The sequence below is a fragment of the Paenarthrobacter sp. CM16 genome, from assembly GCF_013179505.1.
In the GTDB taxonomy this organism is placed as follows: domain Bacteria; phylum Actinomycetota; class Actinomycetes; order Actinomycetales; family Micrococcaceae; genus Arthrobacter.
In genome coordinates this window covers 1-2,667 of the sequence record NZ_JABMCX010000447.1, presented here as the reverse complement: position 1 = coordinate 2,667, position 2,667 = coordinate 1, and the positions used below count along the sequence as shown (strand labels likewise).

Here is a 2,667-nt window from a genome sequence, read left to right as displayed (position 1 = left end):
ATTGCTGCGGCGGCAGCCCTGCAATTGGTTCTGCCCCTGCAGAAAAACAGCAGGCGACGCTTTCCGCACGCTTCCGTGGCAGATGCCGCGGCGGTGGCAGCCGTGATGGCCGGCGCGGCCATGATTCTGACGCTTACCGGGGTCTCCCGTATCTCGGGGGAGCAGCTTCCTGATGGAAGCTGGCAACCCGGAGTTGTAGCAATCGCGACGGCCCTCGCGGCAGTTCTCAGTGGTATCGTCCTGAGGCCGCATCCGGCAGCCTGGATCTTTGGGCCGGCATCCTTGGTGCTGCTCCTTGCCCTACGGCTCGGGAGTGTCCGGGACGTAGAGATTCTCCTGGGAATTTTCGCAGCCTACAGCGGGTTCATGGTGGCAGTGGAAAAAGGCCGTCATGTCCGGGGCGGCTACATGCTGGGACTCCGTGTCTTGTCCTTGGCTTTCGTCGGGGTCCTCGTGGGGGATCTCTCTGAGTCAAGCGCCACCGTTACCATGACCTTGGCTGTGGTCCTTGTGCTGCAGCACGCTGTGACGTGGATCCAGCGAAGCCGTGGCGTTGATATCGCCTTCCAGCAGGCAGCAGCTTGGGCTGCTCTGGCCGCCCAGCTCCTGTTGCCTGCGGCTTACCTTTTGGCAGGCGCATACGACGACGGCGGCGGCCGTTGGGTGGTCATCGTACAGTTGGCGCTCACCGCGGCTTCCGCAGCGATCGCGTGGCGTCTATTGGGGGTCCGTGGATCCCAGTATGTAGGTATCGCTGCCGTGGCAGGGGTGGTGCTGTCCGCCGGCCCGGCCTTGACGTTCCCAGCCAACACGTGGTGGTCCGAGCCTTTGCTCGACAGGGCGCAGGTACCGGCGGTTCTCTTGGGACTTGCCGTCGTGATGGTTGGTGTCCGGGTTGTGCAGGCCGTTGTCCGCGCGGGCCAAGCAACCGGCCACCTTGCTGAGCGCTGGTTCTGGTTCATTGCGGCGTTTTCCTTCGTCATCATCGGGGGTCTCCTGACGCTTGACGTGTCCTACGCACTGACCGGGCTGGCGTTGCTGGTCTTTGCCTTGGTGCTGTTCGCTGCTTCGCATGTTGAGCAGTTGCCCGCACTTTACCTCGGTGCCGCCCCGTCGGTGCTGGTAGGCGCCGTCCCCGCCGTCGAAGGCTTGCTCGGGGACATGGCACTTGGGGTATGGAGCCACTACGTCCCTTGGCTGGTGGGTGGTGTTGGTACAGCAGTGCTTCTTTACGCGGCGAAGTGGATGGGAGGAGCTGCAATCGGCGGGCAGCCGTTGCGGCGGAATGCCCTCGCGGCAACAGCAGCCTTGGCGCTGGCTTCGTCGGCTGCCGTGGGAATGTTCCGTGATGAGACGTCCTGGGTGGCTGTTCTCCTGGTTGTGGCGACCGGTGCGCTGGTAGTCGTGGAGATGCCGCACAGCAAGTGGCTGGCCGCAGAAGTTTCAGCGTTGGCTTCCTTGGCCGCCCTCCAGCGTTCGGTGCTGTTCGTTGGCGAAGCCTTGCCGGACTGGTTCTGGGCCGTGCAGTGGTACGTTCTGGCCGGGGCTGTTTTAGCAGGACTGCGCTATATGATGGGGCAACGGAGCGAAGGCCTGCTGCGGCTCGGAGTTGCTGCGGCCTTGTTGTCTCTGACATCCGCGGGCACCATCTTTGGTGGAACGACCCCCCAGCAGTTGTATGTCCTGGTGGGGCATGCCTTGCTGCTTGTGGCCGGGTTGCTGCTGGCCGAGAGGGCCATGGTGTGGTGGGGCGCCGTGGGCGTTGCGCTTAGCGTCATGTGGGCGCTGCGCTCATACGCGTTCGCCATGCTCGCGCTGGTTGCCTTGGCACTGATTGTCCTGGCTGTGTGGCGTCTGAACCGGAAGCCTCAGGCAGTTGCAGGAGGTGGCGGGCCCGGTGGCGGGCCCGGTGGCGGGCCCGGTGGCGGGCCCGGTGGCGGGCCCGGTGGTGTGCCGGGTGGTGTGCCGCCGCAGAACGTGGGACAGGGCGGCGTTTATCCGGACAATGCTTCGGCGCAGAATAGTTCACCGAACACTGCCGTGCCGGGTCCCGTCCCGTGGGGACAAGAGAAGGACGGAATCCGATAATCTGGCAGTCTACGAAGAGGAGCACGGTATGGAATTCCTGATTTTCCTGGCAGTCATTGCCGCAGTTGGTGGTGGCGTGCTGTGGGGCCGCAAGAACTTTCGGAGCGAAATTGAGCGCGCCAAGCGGATCAGGCGTGCCAATAAGAACAATTAGCCCCTCGTTTTAACCTGGTTGGGCGGTCAGGGCTCACGATTCACGGCGACGGGCCCGCTCCAGCGCCCGCAGCCAGTAATAGGATTCTTTGGGAGTCCGCTCCAAGGTATGGAAGTCAACATGAACCAGCCCGAAGCGCTGGGAATAGCCGGCTGCCCACTCAAAGTTGTCCAGGAGCGTCCAGACGTAATAGCCGCGCAGATCCACATCCTCGGCAATTCCGCCGGGACCGGTTGCCGTCAGGGCATGGCCAAGGTGCTCGGCGAGGTAGGAGATGCGGTTGGTGTCCTGGAGCGGGCCGTCAACCTGCGGTGGTTCCGGAAAACTGGCCCCACCCTCGGTGATGTATATCGGGGGGAGGGCTTCCCCGTACCGGTCCTTCATCTGCCTCAGCAATAGCGCCAAATACTCGGGTGCAACAGGCC

General features: G+C 63.6%; 2 protein-coding genes and 1 pseudogene. 2 read left to right on the top strand and 1 reads right to left on the bottom strand.

The annotated features are described in order from the left end of the window. Nucleotides 1-2,088 (top strand): annotated as a pseudogene (locus HP499_RS23230) (hypothetical protein); the annotation flags it as partial. A gap of 28 nt (nt 2,089-2,116) precedes the next feature. Beyond that, nucleotides 2,117-2,242, top strand: coding sequence for a hypothetical protein (locus HP499_RS25415; RefSeq protein ID WP_256378464.1), 126 nt, complete (start codon nt 2,117-2,119; stop codon nt 2,240-2,242). 33 nt (nt 2,243-2,275) lie between these two features. On the opposite strand, the gene HP499_RS23225 is transcribed toward HP499_RS25415, so the two are convergent. Next, a partial coding sequence (locus tag HP499_RS23225) for a family 1 glycosylhydrolase (protein WP_172326419.1) occupies nt 2,276-2,667 on the bottom strand: 392 nt, incomplete at its 5' end.